The 16411-nt window shown below is 36.7% G+C and carries 15 protein-coding genes; 10 read left to right on the top strand and 5 right to left on the bottom strand.

Annotation, left to right across the window (positions count from 1 at the left end):
- Window positions 1-41: 41 nt before the first annotated feature.
- Genes BELBA_RS18415 through BELBA_RS18380 form a run of 8 tightly spaced genes read left to right on the top strand, consistent with a single transcriptional unit; the run spans window position 42 to window position 8522 of the window.
- Window positions 42-2480: a heavy metal translocating P-type ATPase gene (locus BELBA_RS18415; RefSeq protein ID WP_014774189.1), complete on the top strand. Its 2439-nt coding sequence runs from the start codon at window positions 42-44 to the stop codon at window positions 2478-2480.
- A 2-nt stretch (window positions 2481-2482) separates the two neighbouring features.
- On the top strand, window positions 2483-2665 hold the full coding sequence (gene ccoS, locus BELBA_RS18410; RefSeq protein WP_014774188.1) for a cbb3-type cytochrome oxidase assembly protein CcoS: 183 nt from the start codon (window positions 2483-2485) through the stop codon (window positions 2663-2665).
- Between the two features lie 2 nt (window positions 2666-2667).
- Window positions 2668-4800: a cytochrome-c oxidase, cbb3-type subunit I gene (gene ccoN / locus BELBA_RS18405; RefSeq protein ID WP_014774187.1), complete on the top strand. Its 2133-nt coding sequence runs from the start codon at window positions 2668-2670 to the stop codon at window positions 4798-4800.
- An 11-nt stretch (window positions 4801-4811) separates the two neighbouring features.
- Window positions 4812-5003, top strand: a complete 192-nt coding sequence (locus BELBA_RS18400) for a hypothetical protein (protein ID WP_014774186.1) — start codon at window positions 4812-4814, stop codon at window positions 5001-5003.
- Window positions 4990-5934 (top strand): cbb3-type cytochrome c oxidase N-terminal domain-containing protein, encoded by a 945-nt coding sequence (locus BELBA_RS18395; RefSeq protein ID WP_041779444.1) that lies wholly within the window; start codon window positions 4990-4992, stop codon window positions 5932-5934. The genes BELBA_RS18400 and BELBA_RS18395 overlap by 14 nt, the downstream gene beginning before the upstream one ends.
- A gap of 16 nt (window positions 5935-5950) precedes the next feature.
- Window positions 5951-7369, top strand: a complete 1419-nt coding sequence (ccoG, locus tag BELBA_RS18390) for a cytochrome c oxidase accessory protein CcoG (protein WP_014774184.1) — start codon at window positions 5951-5953, stop codon at window positions 7367-7369.
- A 22-nt stretch (window positions 7370-7391) separates the two neighbouring features.
- A complete protein-coding gene (locus tag BELBA_RS18385) occupies window positions 7392-7817 on the top strand; it encodes a FixH family protein (protein ID WP_014774183.1) in 426 nt (141 codons plus the stop codon).
- Window positions 7818-8522 (top strand): sulfite exporter TauE/SafE family protein, encoded by a 705-nt coding sequence (locus BELBA_RS18380; RefSeq protein ID WP_014774182.1) that lies wholly within the window; start codon window positions 7818-7820, stop codon window positions 8520-8522.
- Between the two features lie 348 nt (window positions 8523-8870).
- Here the strand turns inward: BELBA_RS18380 and hemN are convergent, their stop codons facing one another.
- Entirely contained in the window at window positions 8871-10229 is a 1359-nt protein-coding gene (hemN, locus tag BELBA_RS18375) for an oxygen-independent coproporphyrinogen III oxidase (RefSeq protein WP_014774181.1), read from the bottom strand.
- 183 nt (window positions 10230-10412) lie between these two features.
- On the bottom strand, window positions 10413-11870 hold the full coding sequence (locus tag BELBA_RS18370) for a DUF294 nucleotidyltransferase-like domain-containing protein (RefSeq protein WP_014774180.1): 1458 nt from the start codon (window positions 11868-11870) through the stop codon (window positions 10413-10415).
- Window positions 11871-11992: 122 nt separating this feature from the next.
- Here BELBA_RS18370 and BELBA_RS18365 point away from each other — a divergent pair, with 122 nt between their 5' ends.
- Window positions 11993-13369: an amidohydrolase family protein gene (locus BELBA_RS18365; protein WP_014774179.1), complete on the top strand. Its 1377-nt coding sequence runs from the start codon at window positions 11993-11995 to the stop codon at window positions 13367-13369.
- A 77-nt stretch (window positions 13370-13446) separates the two neighbouring features.
- Here BELBA_RS18365 and BELBA_RS18360 read toward each other — a convergent pair whose 3' ends face one another.
- Window positions 13447-13638, bottom strand: coding sequence for a cold-shock protein (locus tag BELBA_RS18360; protein ID WP_014774178.1), 192 nt, complete (start codon window positions 13636-13638; stop codon window positions 13447-13449).
- A gap of 89 nt (window positions 13639-13727) precedes the next feature.
- On the opposite strand from BELBA_RS18360, the gene BELBA_RS18355 reads away from it, so the two are divergent.
- Window positions 13728-14219: a SixA phosphatase family protein gene (locus BELBA_RS18355; protein WP_014774177.1), complete on the top strand. Its 492-nt coding sequence runs from the start codon at window positions 13728-13730 to the stop codon at window positions 14217-14219.
- Here the strand turns inward: BELBA_RS18355 and BELBA_RS18350 are convergent.
- Entirely contained in the window at window positions 14216-14947 is a 732-nt protein-coding gene (locus BELBA_RS18350) for an SDR family NAD(P)-dependent oxidoreductase (RefSeq protein ID WP_342626382.1), read from the bottom strand. The two genes, BELBA_RS18355 and BELBA_RS18350, sit on opposite strands and share 4 nt — an antisense overlap.
- A 59-nt stretch (window positions 14948-15006) precedes the next feature.
- Entirely contained in the window at window positions 15007-16410 is a 1404-nt protein-coding gene (hslU, locus tag BELBA_RS18345; protein ID WP_014774175.1) for an ATP-dependent protease ATPase subunit HslU, read from the bottom strand.
- Between the last annotated feature and the right edge of the window lies 1 nt (window position 16411).

Here is a 16411-nt window from a genome sequence, read left to right as displayed (position 1 = left end):
TGATGTTTCCTAGTTATTCACTATTTTAGAATCCCAGCATTATGACAAAGATTAAGAAAGTAGATACTTCCCTCCCAAGGGCTAGCTGTTTCCATTGTGGAGAATTCTGTATAGATGAAATCATTCAACTTGAAGATAAGGATTTCTGTTGTACAGGGTGTAAGCTAGTGTATGAGGTGTTGAATGAGAAAAATCTTTGTAACTACTATGACCTTGCTGATACTCCAGGGACAAATCAGAAAAATTCCAAATCCAAAGACAATAGATTCGATTATCTAGATGATGAAGATATCATCAAAAGGTTGATTGATTTCCAAAATCAGGAAGAAACACATATCACGTTCAATATTCCACTGATTCATTGTGCTTCTTGCATTTGGTTATTAGAAAATCTTCATCAGCTTCATAGTGGTATCATCTCTGGAAGAGTTGATTTTATCAAAAAGAAAGTTCAGGTTAAATATAAACATAGCCAAGTTAGCTTAAAGGATTTAGTTAAACTCCTGTCAAAAATAGGTTATGAACCAACACTCAATCTCGCAGATATTGAGCAAAAAAGTAATCAAGTAAAGGATCGGAATCTTATTTATAAACTTGCTTTAGCAGGTTTCTGCTTTGGAAATATGATGCTTTTTAGCCTTCCTGAATATTTTGCAGAAGCAGAATTACTTGGAGAAGGGTTTAAGAAGACTTTCAATTACCTGAATGTGATGCTTGCATTGCCTATCTTTTTTTATGCTGCTACAGATTATTACAAATCCGCATGGATTTCCATAAAAAATGGAGCCGTCAATATGGATGTTCCAATTGCTTTGGGCATCATCACCTTGTTTTTCTATAGTCTGTACGATATTTTTTTATTGGAAAATGAAGGCTACATGGATACCCTTGGAGGACTATTATTTTTCCTATTGATCGGGAAATTTTATCAACAAAAGACTTATGACACACTCTCGTTTGATCGAGATTATAAATCTTATTTTCCTGTTGCTGTAACCAAATTGATTAAAGAAGAAGAAGTTGTCATTCCATTAATCAAATTGCATGTTGGTGACATTATTAAAGTAAGGAATGAGGAACTAATCCCATCTGATAGCATACTTTTGGAAGGAGAAGCGCATATTGATTATAGTTTTGTTACAGGTGAAGAAGTTCCTGTAGCTAAGAAAAAAGGAGATCTTATTTATGCAGGAGGTAGGCAAAAGGGCAATGCCTTGATCCTTACTGTTCAAAAATCTCCATCTCAAGGGTATCTAACGGACCTATGGAATAATGATGTTTTTGAGAAAGAAAAAGCAGATAGTTTAGAATCTCTTGCTAATAAAATATCTGGAAAATTTACATTTACAGTACTTTTTATTGCATTTTCTGCTTTAGTATTTTGGGCCTATCAAGGGCAAGTAAGTATGGGGATTTTGACCTTTACCTCAGTTTTGATAATCACTTGTCCTTGTGCCTTGGCTATGTCTACACCATTTACTTTGGGAAATACACTTCGGGTTTTTGGACAGAGCAAATTCTATCTGAAGAATTCACATATTATAGAGAAAATGGCTAAAATTGATACCGTCATTTTTGATAAAACAGGTACATTGACAGCCCCACAAAATGCTTCTGTTGATTACATCGGTGAGAAACTTTCCTACGAATCTAAGGCAATAATCAAAGCTATGGTGACTCAATCAACTCATGCATTGAGCAACAGAATCAATGCATGGTTGGAAGGGATAAAAGCTGTGAAAATCGATGATATTAGGGAGGTTTCTGGTCAAGGTTTGACTTGTATTTATAAAAACCAACAAATAAAATTAGGGTCGGAAGCTTTCGTAGGAGCAAAAGAATCTATAAAATCTAATGGAGGAAATATTGTTTTTTATGCAGTAGAAGAGATTGTTCTTGGCTATTTCTTTATTCAAAGTGGCTTGAGAAAAGGGATAAAAGAAGTTGTTTCTAAGATCCAAGAAGAAAACAAAGTTCATTTTCTATCTGGTGATCAAGACCATGAAAGGGCTAACCTCAAAGAAGTTTTCGGAGATCAAGTAAGGATGAATTTCAATCAAAGCCCTAATGATAAGCTAGCATATATTCAATCACTTAACAGAAATAGTGCAAATACATTGATGATTGGCGATGGATTAAATGATGCAGGAGCACTTCAGGAAAGTCGAATAGGCATCGCTATCACAGATAAGGTTACTAATTTCTCTCCTGCTTCCGATGCTATCATGGATGCCTCGGTGTTAGACAGATTGCCAAAATTTCTAGCCTTTACAAAATCAAGTAGGAATATCATCAAAGCGAGTTTTGTGCTTAGCTTTACATATAATGCCGTCGGAGGATTCTTCGCGGTGCAAGGATTGGTAAGCCCGGTTTTTTGTGCAATTCTGATGCCGATAAGCAGTATCTCAGTAGTCTTATTTACAACATTTACGACCAACTATTTGGCATTCAAAAGAGGTCTAAAAGATAAAATCTGGTAAGTATGGAAGTAATATTCATTTTAATAGCAATCAGCCTTGTCTTAGCAGGATCATTTCTTTTTCTGTTTTTCAGGGCAGTAAAGGGTGGTCAGTTTGATGATAACCATACTCCAGCTATTAGAATTCTATTTGAAAATAAGACTGTAAATAAAGATAAAAAAGTACCATCAACTAAATCTAAGTAAGTATGTCAGGAACAACATTGGAACAGTTCAGTTACGACAATAAGATCGTAAAATACTTCGGCGTAGCCACTATTGCTTGGGGTATCGTCGGGATGTTGGTCGGTGTATTAGCAGCTACCCAGCTGTTTTTGCCCGAAGCCAATTTAGGGAATCCCTACACTACATTCGGAAGAATTAGACCGCTACACACCAATGCAGTTATTTTCGCATTTGTAGGAAATGCGATTTTTGCAGGGGTATATTATTCTATGCCAAGATTACTCAAAACCCCCATGTGGAGTAAGGCATTAAGCTGGTTTCATTTCTGGGGATGGCAGCTGATTATTCTTTTGGCAGCAATCACACTTCCTTTGGGATTGACAAGTTCTAAGGAATATGCAGAATTGGAATGGCCTATAGATATTTTGATCGCTGTAGTGTGGGTGGCTTTCGGCGCAAATATGATCGGTGCTTTGATCAAAAGAAGAGAGAAACACATGTATGTTGCGATTTGGTTTTATCTCGCATCCTTCGTGACGGTGGCTGTTCTTCATATTTTTAATTCATTGACCCTTCCTGTTTCCTTCTTCAAAAGCTATTCGGCATATGCGGGAGTTCAGGATGCTTTAGTGCAGTGGTGGTACGGACATAATGCAGTAGCATTTTTCTTAACTACTCCATTCCTTGGATTAATGTACTATTACTTGCCAAAAGCAGCGAATAGACCTGTTTATTCTTATAAACTCTCGATCATTCACTTTTGGTCATTAATTTTCTTATACATCTGGGCGGGACCTCACCATTTGCTTTACACGGCATTACCTGAGTGGGCGCAGATTCTTGGAGTTGTATTTTCGATCATGTTGATTGCTCCTTCTTGGGGAGGGATGGTCAATGGACTTTTGACTTTAAGAGGAGCTTGGGACAAAGTACGGGTAGATCCTGTATTGAAATTCATGGTTGTAGCGGTGACGGCTTATGGTATGGCAACTTTTGAAGGACCTTTGCTATCTCTCAAAAATGTAAATGCCATTGCTCACTATACAGATTGGATCGTTGCACACGTACATATTGGTGGATTAGGTTGGAATGGTTTTTTCACTTTCGCCATGTTATATTGGTTATGGCCTAAGATGTGGAAAACCAATCTTTTCTCAACCAAATTAGCAACTACGCACTTTTGGTTAGGTACAATTGGAATCTTATTTTACGCACTTCCAATGTACGTAGCAGCATTGACACAATCATTGATGTGGAATGAATTCTCTGAAGCAGGAAGGCTTGTCTATCCTAACTTTTTGGAAACAGTGGTTCAAATTGTGCCAATGTATATGCTTAGAGCTTTTGGTGGTTTATTGTATCTATCAGGGGTATTCTTGATGGTATATAATATGGTCAAAACAGCCAAACAAGGAACATTTGTTGCTGAAGAAGCAGATGAAGCACCTGCACTTTTGCCTCATACTGAGGAAAAAGGAGAGTTTTGGCACAGAGCCTGGGAGAGAAAACCTATTTTCTTTACCATTTTAGCCACAATCGCCATTTTAATAGGAGGAGCTATTGAGATAATACCAACTATTTTAGTCAAATCAAATGTGCCTACCATTTCCAGTGTAGAGCCATATACTCCATTAGAATTGCAAGGCAGAGATCTTTATATTTCTCATGGTTGTGTGGGTTGCCACTCTCAAATGATCAGACCTTTCCGCTCAGAAACAGAACGGTTTGGAGAATATTCTAAAGCAGGGGAGTTCGTTTACGACCGACCATTCCTTTGGGGATCAAAGCGAACAGGGCCTGATTTGCATAGAGTTGGAGGGAAATACCCAGATAGTTGGCATTACCATCACATGGTTGACCCGACGAGTATGTCCCCTGGTTCTCTAATGCCACCTTATCCTTGGCTTGCTACAAATTTAATGTCACATGAAGATATACCCGCAAAGATCAGAACACTTCAAAAACTAGGAGTTCCCTATCCTGAAGGATATGACCAACAAGCCAATGCAGACCTAATGCTCCAAGCTGAGCAAATTGTATCAAGTTTACAATCATCTGGTGTTGAAGTAATGCCACAATCTGAAATTGTAGCTTTGATAGCTTATCTACAAAGATTAGGGACAGATATCAAAAAGACAGCAGCTACTAATCCTTAATTCACAGAACTATGAAAAAAGATATTTTAAGTTCAATTGAGAACATAGAAATCTATCCAATTATCTCCTTGTTGATCTTTGTACTCTTCTTCGTGGGGATGTTTATCTGGGTAGTCAAAGCAGATAAAAATTATATCAATCATATGAAAGACTTGCCTTTCGATGATGAATCACAAAAGAACAGCGGCTATGAAAAAGTTTAAAATCTTACTTATAATGCTGATTAGTTTTTCATTTACTATGTCAGCTTTTGCACAGACTAGCGAAATTACTTGGGTAAGCAAAATACAAGAAATGGAAAGTAGTCAATTGACTCTTTTGGTGATTTTAGCTGTAGTATTAGGCGTTATCCTTCTGCTATTAGTTTTGATGATTTACCTAATGTCATTTATGGTGACGGTATTCAAAAAGGAAAACCCAGAGACAGCCAACGAGCCATCATGGTGGGATGAATTCAAATTGAAATACATCGTTGGAAGAATGAAGCCTGTTGGAGGGAAGGAAGAGAAAGAGATGATGCTTGATCATAGCTATGATGGTATTGTAGAATTAGACAATCACATGCCACCTTGGCTTGCAAATGTATTTTACCTTTCTATCGCTTTTGCAGTAGCCTATTTTACCTATTATTCTGTTTTAGGACTAGGAAAATCACAAATCGAAGAATATCAGGAAGAACTTCAAATTGCGGCCGTAGAAGCTGAAAAATATAAGCTCTTGGCCTTAAGTTCTATTGATGAAACCTCCGTAGTGTTTGATTCTTCTACTCCTGCGATTAATTCAGGAAAGACAATATATGATACCAATTGTGCAGCATGTCATGCAGCTGATGGAGGGGGAGGAATTGGCCCAAATATGACAGATGAATATTGGATTCATGGTGGTAGTATAGCGGATATTTTCAAAGTAGTCAAGTATGGTGTAGTTGAGAAAGGAATGGTTCCTTGGCAAGATCAGCTGAGTCCTGAAGAAATGCAAAATGTTTCTAGCTATATCCTGACACTTCAAGGCACTACTCCTGCAAATCCAAAAGAACCACAAGGTGAAAAGTATGAACCTGCCATTGAGGACCCTTTGGATGTGTTAAGTGATGAAGAATTGGAATTTGTCCAAGCAGGAGAAGTGGAAAATTAATATTAAATAAAAGAAAATGAGTAGCAATAGGGAGGTTTTCGATCCTAATAGTTTTAGAGATTCTTTAGGAACCGTAAAGGAGGATGGTAAGAGAAACTGGATTTATCCTAAAAAGGTATCTGGAAAATTTTACCGTTGGAGAACCTACTTTTCTTGGGTTTTGCTTGCAATTCTATTTGCTGGTCCATTTATCCAAGTGGGCGGACGGCCTTATATGCTATTCAATATTTTCGAGAGGAAATTCATTATCTTCGGAGCCGCTTTTTGGCCTCAGGATACGCATTTATTGATCTTTTTGCTACTCATTTTCTTTGTATTTATCATTTTGTTTACAGCAGTTTTTGGACGGGTCTTCTGCGGATGGGCCTGCCCTCAAACGTTGTTTATGGAAATGGTCTTTCGCAAAATCGAATATTGGATAGAAGGTGATGCTAATCAACAGCGAAAACTCAATGCTATGTCTTGGACTCCAGAGAAAATCTGGAAAAAGAGCTTGAAGTTGACTATTTTCACATTCATTTCTCTTTTGATTTCACATACTGTCATGGCTTATTTGATAGGTGTGGATCAAGTCATAGAAATTGTCAGTCAACCTCCTTCTGCGCATTTGTCAGGTTTTATCGGATTGATGGCCTTTACTGGTATTTTCTTATTCGTTTTCTCTTGGTTTAGAGAACAAGCCTGTATAGTAGTTTGTCCCTATGGAAGATTGCAAGGTGTATTGCTTGATGCGAATACGATCAATGTGACTTATGATCATGTCAGAGGAGAACCGAGAGGAATGATCAGAAAAAATAAAGTGGATGAAACTCCAAAGGGAGACTGTGTAGATTGTACGCTTTGTGTTCAAGTTTGTCCTACTGGTATTGATATCAGAAATGGAGTACAAATGGAATGTGTTAACTGTACTGCTTGCATAGATGCATGTGATGAAGTGATGGTCAAAGTAGATAGACCAACAGGCTTAATCCGATATGCATCGGACAATAGTGTGCTGAAACAAACGCAAAAACTATTAACTCCAAGGGTGAAAATTTACTCTTTGCTTTTAATTATTTTGATGGGAGCTTTTGTTGCTTTGATCGCTACAAGAGATGATCTCGGGGCAACGGTAACAAGATTCAGAGGAATGACCTACCAAGCTAGAGATACAGGAGAAATCAGCAACTTATATGAAGTTTCTTTTATCAATAAAACTTTTGAAGAGCAATTGGTGGAGTTAAAAACAGAAGATCCTTCCTATCAAATTGAAGTAGTTGGAGATCAGGATTGGACACTTGCTGGACAATCGAAGTTTGATGGTAGATTCTTTATTGTCAAAGATCAAAAAGAAGTTAAGACAAATCAAGATGATGTAGTGCTTTTACTCCTTCAAAATGGAGAAGTGATTGATAAAATTAAAACAAGTTTTGTAGCACCTTTATCAAAGGATTAAAGCATATTAAAAAGAAAAAATTATGGACTGGGGAAAAGGAATAGTTGTAGTGATTGCCGTTTTCGTTTTGTTTATGGCAGGATTGGTTGGCATTTGTGTAAAACAAGATGATATTCACTTGGTAACTCAAAATTACTACGAAGAGGAAATCAAGTACCAAGATCAAATTGATAAAATAATCAATGCTCATTCCTTGGATTATGAAGTTCTAACTTACAATATACAGCTCAAGAGCGTGGTTATGAATCTCCCCGTTGGAGCTAAAGGAACGCTGCATTTATTCAGACCATCAGACGCTAGATTAGATCAGAAAATTGACTTTCAGTTGCTAAATAAAGAAGAGAATACAGTTGATGTAACTCACCTGAAGGCTGGATATTGGAAAGTAAAGTTGACTTGGGAAGAAAATGGAGTATCCTATTATGAAGAGAAAAAAATCAATATTTAAATGATTTGGACTGCGTTTTTATTGGGTTTCTTGGGTTCATTCCATTGTCTTGGAATGTGCGGACCTATTGCTTTGGCTGTTTCAGCGAAAGACAATGCTCCATTTCTTCGCAATAAGATCATTTACAATCTAGGTCGAACACTTACCTATTCTATTCTAGGAGCCATCATAGGGATGATTGGTTTTTCCTTAGCTTTGGCCGGAATTCAGCAATGGATATCGATTGGTATGGGAGCATTGATTTTGCTGATGGCATTTTTCTACAAAAGAGCTGAAAGAGTAATCACTCAATCAGGATTATTTGGAGCAATTTATAAATTAAAATTTTCTTTAGGATATTTTTTGAAAAAAGGTGGAAGCACTGCTTTTTTTGCTTCAGGCCTCCTTAATGGTCTTCTTCCTTGTGGAATGGTTTACATCGCGCTGATCGCATCATTAGCTTTACAAAACCCATTGAATGGGGCTATTTACATGTTCTTTTTCGGCATAGGAACTATCCCCATGTTGATCGCAGTGATGGTGTCAGGAAAGATCTTATCCATTAAAATCCGAACGAAACTCACAAACGCTTTGCCTTATTTGGCGATGTTTATTGGTATTCTATTCATCGTCCGTGGTCTAGGCTTAGGAATCCATTATATTAGCCCCAAGCTTCATATTTTTGACTATGGAACTGAGCAGATAGAAATCACCATGTGCGAGTAAGGGATAGATTTGAGATACGAGATTGGAGATTTTAGACTCATGAGATTTGTGATGCTTGATTTTCAGAACCAAGAGAAAAGAACCAAGAAGCAAGATTTAGAAACGAGAAGCGAGAGTCTAGAGCTTAAATTAAAAACGAAATACGAGAGACGAGAATTTTAGAGTTGGAATCCTCAAAAAAATCAAGCGATTAAACTAATAAACTTCATAACCTAATAATCTTTTAATCACTTAAACTTTTGACCCACTCAACAAATCAACTTAATCAACGAATCTCGCCATCCCAAAAACCTCCCATCTTTCAAACCTTCAAACCTACCAATTTTTAAATCTTCCGATATTTTCTTCTCAAATTGCCTTACTAAAAACAAACTGCCTCTCTGTTTTTTCTTGCATTCTCAGGTCAAAGACTGTGCAGATATTTCTTACAAATGGAAGTCCTATTTCCGAAATTTGAATACCAGATTCATCAAACTGTACCAAGCCTTCTTTCTGAAATATCAATAGCTTTTCTAAATTGCTTTGGCTAATCTGATGATAAAATGTAGCGTCCCATTGAGCGACTTGATTGCAGATTAGACTCAAAATCAGATTTCTTGTAGCTATGTCTTCAGAACTCATCGTATGTCCTTTGGACAATGATAAATTTCCCAAAGAAATTTGTTCTTTATATAGATTGATATCTTTGTTGTTTTGACTGTAGGCATAATAGATATCCGATATCGAACTATTTCCAAGACCAATTAAAATTTTAGAAGGAGAAGTGGTGTAGCCCATAAAATTTCTATGAAGGGTTTTATTTTCTTTGGCTTGATAAAGTTGATCGTTTTCTAATGCAAAATGATCCATGCCTACTTCGAGATAGCCCATTTTAGAAAGGATTTCCTTGCCTTTTTCATACAGTGCTCTTTTTTCTTCTTCCTTCGGTAGAAATTGTTCAAAGCTCTTTTGAGCAGGAAAAGCAGAAGGAAGATGTGCATAACTGTAAAAAGCGATACGATCTGGCATCAAACTAGAAACTTTCTCAAATGTATCTTCAATAGTAGCAATGGTCTGATGCGGCAGGCCATAAATCAAATCAAAATTCACAGAATCATAACCAATATCTCTAGCTACATCTGTGGCCTCTTTTACCTTTTCTAAAGGCTGAATTCGATGAATGGCTTTTTGTACCTCCAAATTAAAATCTTGAATACCGTAACTTACACGTCGGAAACCAAGATCAAAAAGTGTTTTTAAATGGTCTCTTGTCGTATTGTTGGGATGCCCTTCAAAACTCAGTTCTGCCCCTTTCATAAGTTCGGAAGTGCCAAGTATAAAGCTCAACATAGTCTTAAGAGATGATGAGGAAAAGAAAGTAGGTGTTCCACCTCCAAGATGAATTCCAGCGAGTTTTGGTTTCGTCTCAAAGAGTGAAAGATATATTTCCCATTCTTTGATTACGCTTTCGATATAGGGCGTCTCGACTGCATGATTCTTTGTAATGCGCTTGTTGCAGCCACAGTAGGTGCACAAACTTTCACAATATGGAAGGTGAATATAAAGTGTAATGCCTTCAGAATCTCCAAAATCCTCGTAAGCGACTTTGACCAGTTTTTTCCATTTCTCCTCATTCATATCATCTGCCCAAAGTGGAACAGTAGGATAGGAGGTGTAGCGTGGTGCTGGGACATTGTATTTATGCAGAAGGGTTGGTTGGTTTTTCATCATAGTTCTAGATTACACCTCAAATTTCTTAAAATTAATTGCTATTTTAAGTGACTAAAGTTTGAGTGAAATCTGATAAAAATCATAAAATGAAAAAGTATTTTTCGATTGCTTTCTATCCTAGTTGTTTTTAATGATTGTGAAAATAGTTTTCAGGTTTATAGATGTATATCCAAAAACAAATCAAAACAAATTCTTAGTAAACTCGATTTTAATCTTGAGTTGAAACTCCTTGATGACTTTGAAAATCTCTACCAAAGTGACCATTTGAACTTTCGTAAGTTCCTTGATACTGACAAAATTCTCTGGAGTTTTATTTTCTTCTATGATCATCAGAGCTTGTTTTTCTAGTCGCAAAGCCATCAGGTAATAATATGCATGCTGAAGCTCTTGGGCTTCTTTTTCAGTAAAAATGCCTTTTTGCTGAAGTGCGAGAATTCTTTTACCTGTATTTGTCTCAAAAACACGATTTTTTAATGCAAAAATCCTTACCAAATCTACAATCGGAGTCATGGTTTTTTTGATATCAAAAAACTTTTCTCCCTCAATTTTGAAGGTTCTTATATTTTTCAGAAATGTCAGTGGTGGTTCATATTGCAGCGCATTGTTACCCATATTTAAGAAAAATCTTTCTGTTGGGTTTTGAAGTTGCTGATCCATAAAGTCCTTCAACTCTTCTAAAATTCCAAAATCTCCATAAATCGCTCGACAGTCAAAGAAAGTTGAATATTTCATCACAGTTTCTTGTGTAGATTCCTGAATCCAGCTTTCATAATTTCGTTTCCAATGTGATAGAGAATGTGTCCATTTGGGGTTTTTAGCCATAAAGCCTCCAAGACAGAAACTAAAACCAATATGATCCAAATCTGTGGAAACGCGATTGGAAAAATCTAAAAAATAGTCTCTGACCAATTCCCTTTGTTCATTGGCTTTATCTTCATAAATGATAGCATTATCTTGATCTGTTTTGAGCGTTTGCTCTCCGCGACCTTCACTTCCCATGACGAAAAACACAAACTTCGCCGGAGGTGTACCAAGATCAGAAATGACATTTTCTATTACACGCAGGGCAATCGTATCTGAGACAGTGGTGACGATCTGATTGATAATTTCAGATTTCAGACCATTTTCAATTAGCTGATGGATGATTTTCGGGACTTGCTGCCACTTAGCCTTGAGTTCATCTACATCCAAAGCTTGTTTTACAGATTGAATAAAAATAAATGGTCCTTGTGATTGTTCAGTTAGGATTTTAGTTCTACTGATCCATCCTATATAAGTATCCTTATATTTTACCAGAAGATACCTCGTTTTGGTCTGAAACATTAAAAGTAAGGCTTCATAAAGAAAGGCATTGTTAGAAATGGCCACAATGCCCCTGTCCATGATAGAGCTTATAGGAGCCGAAGTGTCCATCTGTTTAGCAATCACTTTGTCCCGAAGAGTGATGTCAGTGACAAAGCCAAGAATGTTTTGATTAGAATCTCCAATAAAAAGGCAAGAAATTTTCTCTTTTGCCATGATTTGTGCTGCTTCAAAAATAGGCTTGCTAACTTCACAAATTCTAAGATTTCGGTGATGAAGATCGCCAACTTTCTTAGAATAGAACTTGTCAGTATTGATTTCTGTGGATTGTATCATGTCGCAGGGATTCTCAATGGTGAAAATAATTAAAATTATTAACTTAGACTATTGTAGATTTGGTTAGATACAATTTCTTAACAAATGGCATTTCTTTAATAGTAATCACAAAATTTCAACCCATGCAATCATTCAAAATCAAATTTATCTTAATCGCTATTGTTTTTAGTTTCACTGTGCAAAGTTTTGCTCAAGATTATGTTTTCACGTCAGTGAATATTATAGATATGGCAAGTGAGCAAATTTTGAAAAATCATTATATACATGTCAAGTCTGGAAAAATTCATGCCATAAATCCGGAAATTAATGGTTTGCCAACTGACAAAGATGTAATTGTAATTGATGGAGATGGTGCTTTTGTTTTTCCAGGTTTAGCTGAAATGCATTCCCATATCCCTGTCACAAATTCAGACGATTTTTCTTACCTCCAAGATGTCATGTGGCTTTATCTGGCCAATGGAGTTTTGAACGTTCGAGGAATGATCGGTCATTCCTCTCATTTGGTTCTCAAGGATAAAATCAAAAATGGGGAGATTACTGGCCCTCGGATTTTTGCAGCAGGGCCTTCTTTGAACGGAGATTCTGTGGAGGATGCTGAGGCTGGAAATAGAATGGTGCGAGAACAAGCAGAAGCAGGCTACGATCACCTGAAACTCCATCCTGGATTGGATATGCCAAAGTTTATGGCGATTTCTACTACTGCCAAAGCGAAGGGGATTAAGTTTGGTGGACACGTTTCTTTAGATGTGGGTTTGGAAAATTCTATATTGAATGGTTACCGATCTATTGAGCACATGGATGGCTATATCGAATATTTGATTGATGACAAAAGCAAGTTGGATCCTCAGATAGCAGGGCCTTTCAGTATGTTGCTCGCCAAAGAAGCAAATATGGAAAGGCTACCAAAAATTATTGAGTTGACCTTGGCTCAGGGAGCATGGATAGCTCCAACACTTACTTTATTTGAAAGATTTTTTGGATATATTCCAGCTGATGAGTTCAGATTAGCATCAGAAATGAAATATATGCCTGGACTTCAAGTGCAGCAGTGGGTAAACCAAAAAAAGATGCTTGAAGGACAAGGACTTTTAAAAGAAGAAAATGTGAAACCATACCTCGAGTTTCGGAAAAAGCTCTTGATGGCATTGCATGAAAATGGAGTGCCTATCATCATGAGTTCGGATTCTCCACAGGTATTCAACGTGCCTGGTTTTTCTATTCATCATGAAATAGCGGCACTATCTGACGCGGGGATGAGTAATTATGAAATATTGAAATCAGGTTCGGTAAACGTGGCTAAGTACTTTGAAATGGAAGGTGAATTTGGTCAAATTATTCCTGGTGCTTCGGCTGATTTTGTAATGTTAGATGGAAATCCACTTGAGAATTTAGATGCCTTGAAAAAAATTCAATCGATCATGTTAAGAGGTGAATGGATTCAAAAAAATAAATTAGAAGCTGAATTGGAAAGACTTGAAATAAAAAACCTTAGGAAGTAAGAGGAAGCTTAGTGGGTAAAAAAAATAGCAATGATTATTCATCGCTATTTTTTTTTCTTCACCTAGTGCTGGATTTTTTATGCTTTTTTTACATTTATAGCATTCAGGCCTTGTTTGCCTTCTTTTACCTCAAAGGTTACTTTGTCATCTTGTGCAACTTTGTCAACTAGCCCTGTGGCATGGACAAATACATCATTTTGAGATTCGTCATCAACGATAAATCCAAATCCCTTCGCGTCATTGTAGAATTTTACTGTTCCGGTAAGCATAATAAATTATCAAATTATGTGGTTAAATGTTCAATAAATGTAAATAAATGAATAAAAAAAACAAAAATATATTTCGTTAAATTGGTATTATGAAAAAGTTAATCATCATTAGGCATGCAAAATCTTCATGGGACGATCCTTATTTAGAAGATCACCAAAGACCATTAGCTCAAAGGGGTTTGAGAGATTCTCCAAGAATGGGACAAAGGCTAAAAAGAAGAAATATCGTCCCTGACAAGATGATTTCTTCAGATGCAGCCCGAGCGAAAGCAACTGCTTTGATAATTGCAGAACAGCTTCATTTCCCTAAAGAAAATATTGAATTCACAAGAAAATTATATCATACTTCAGCTTATTTAATATTAGATTTGATCAAAAAAACAGGAGATGATATCGATGCACTTTTCATCTTCGGTCACATTCCAGGATTCAATGATTTGATCAATTTACTTGGTGGAAAAATCGATAATTTACCAACCTGTGGTCAATATGCTTTTACTTTTGATACCGATTCTTGGAGTCAAATAAGCAAGAAAAATGCAATAACATGGTTTCTCGACTATCCTAAAAAGGAAAATTAAAATTCTCGCACATCCTGTAAAACTCCCTCAAACTGATCTCTATTTTCAATCAAGAAAATAATTTTTTCCGCAGCTTCTTCAGGACTGCTTAATGCATTGTCAGCTTTGAGCCCTTTAAATTTTCCCAATAAGGAAAATCCATCTTCTGGTGCAGAGCGAATATCTTCCTGCATTTTTGTGTCAACTACTCCCGGTGATAAAGCAAAAAACTTGATTTTGGAATTTGATTTGTTAGCCTCCTCTTGCGCGGCCTCGGTCATCATGTTGAGAGCTGCTTTTGAAGAAGAATATCCTGACCATCCATCTATTCCTTTTTTGGCTGCCCCTGAACTGATATTGATTACCGTGCGTTCAGAGTTTTTAGTATCACGGTATTTACGGACAAATCCATTCATCAAAAGTGCTGGTGCAATAGTGTTGATATTGTGAATCTTTTGAATGCTCTTGGCATCTATTTTCCCGAAATAATCGATTTGACCTATCCACCCTGCATTATTGATCAAAACTATTCGCTCAAAATTACCTTCAGGGAAGATTTGTGAAAGGCTGTTGATTATAGCATCAAAATCCCCAAGATCAAGAGAAAGATGTTGAATATTTGATTTTTCTTCATAAATCGATGACCTAGAAATACCGATGATTTGATGCTCTGTATTTTCGCTAAGTTGATCTACTAATGCTCTGCCAATTCCCTTGCTTGCTCCAGTGATTATAAAAAGTGATTTCATTATCATTTTTCTGTTTTAATGTAAAAAAAGGCTATCAGAATTTCTGACAGCCTTTGGTATTATAATATGTACTGAGATAAATCTCGATTTTTGATCAACCCACTTAATCTTTCGCTGACCATTTCTTGCGTAATCATGATTTTCGAGTTCACCTCTATGGTATCAGGAACATCAAACAAGAAGTCATTTAATAAGTGACTCATTACAGTATGTAATCTTCTAGCCCCTATATTTTCAACTTCTTCATTAATTTGAAAAGCCAACTTTGCAATTTCCTTAATTGCATCGTCATTGAAGTCCAAATAAACTTCCTCTGCTTCAAATAAGGCTTGATATTGTTTTGTCAATGCATTTTTAGGATCCTTCAAGATTCTGTAGAAATCATCTTCGGTAAGACTGCTCAATTCTACTCTAATTGGGAATCTACCCTGAAGTTCAGGAATCAAATCGGATGGCTTGGCCACATGAAATGCTCCCGCAGCAATAAATAAAACATGGTCTGTGTTAATGATGCCATATTTAGTGTTTACTGCGGAGCCTTCTACGATTGGTAATAGATCCCGCTGAACTCCTTCTCTCGACACATCGGGACCACTTCCTCCTTTACCACTTTTTGAAGCAATTTTATCGATTTCATCTATAAAGATAATTCCATTGTTCTCAGCAAGTTTTATCGCTTCTTCTTTTACATCATCGAAGTCAATTAATTTACTCGCTTCTTCTTCCAAAAGCACTTTTCTTGCTTCACCGATTGTCAATTTCCTTTTTTTGGTTTTTTTCGGCATCATTCCACTCAGCATGTCTTGAATTCCAGCCATACTGGCATCGTCCATCATTCCATTGCCAATCATACCAATGCCTACTGGAGGACTTTGCTTGACATTGATTTCAATTTTCCTGTCTTCAAGTTCTCCATTTCTGAGCTTGTCTCTGAATCTATCTCTAGTTCTTTCATTGAGTTCTTCATCTGAAGAACTTTCTGGATTAAAATCTGTGTTGCTAACACCAATATTCCTAGTAAATCCTGCAGATTTCACTGGAGGGATAAGAATATCCAAAATAATTTCCTCTACCGCAGCTGCAGCTTTTTCTTTAACCTCTTCGTTTTTTTGTGCTTGAACAAGGTGAACAGATTGTTCTACCAAATCCCTAACCATACTTTCGACATCACGACCTACGTAGCCTACTTCTGTAAACTTCGAAGCTTCAACTTTTGTAAAAGGCGCATTGGCAATCTTAGCTAGCCTTCTAGCTATTTCAGTTTTACCTACACCCGTAGAACCAATCATCAAAATATTGTTTGGAACAATGTCTTTTTGAATTTCACTTTTTACCATCAATCTCCTAATTCTATTTCGGAGTGCAATGGCTACATTTCTCTTAGCATCATGCTGACCAATAATGTATTTATCCAATTCAGCTACGATCTGTCTTGGTGTTAAATCTTTAAAATCACTTCTCATA

Origin of the sequence: Belliella baltica DSM 15883, from assembly GCF_000265405.1 — a bacterium.
GTDB lineage: Bacteria > Bacteroidota > Bacteroidia > Cytophagales > Cyclobacteriaceae > Belliella > Belliella baltica.
Note: the sequence above shows the minus strand (reverse complement) of the source record. Positions and strands in the feature narration are given on the sequence as shown.